The sequence below is a fragment of the Gilvimarinus sp. 1_MG-2023 genome (assembly GCF_030548285.1).
On sequence record NZ_JAUOSC010000920.1, the window covers coordinates 1 to 277 of the forward strand.

The window sequence follows — 277 nt, forward strand, 5'->3', positions numbered from 1 at the left end:
GTCAGAGCCTGACTCGTAAAGATCTCCGTACCTGGAATAATGGTAAACCCTCCCACGCCCGACGCAGTGGCTACATGCGCGCCGAGCTGGATATGGTGCAAGAAGAGCCCGGCAGCATCTTGCGAATTTACCCGGACCACGAAACCGCACAACTGTTATTTACGACCGACACCCACGCCCACATTCGCGAACGCCTGCAACAGGTGGGTGTACGCTTTGAACACTGGAGCACCGATACCGAGTTAACGCCCGGCGCTAGCGAGGAAGACGTCATTGC

Annotated in this window: 1 protein-coding gene; it reads left to right on the plus strand. The window is 57.0% G+C overall.

Features of this window, described 5'->3' with window-relative positions:
- The coding region (locus tag Q4563_RS19555) for a hypothetical protein (RefSeq protein WP_303605702.1) at window positions 1-277 on the plus strand (277 nt) is incomplete at both ends.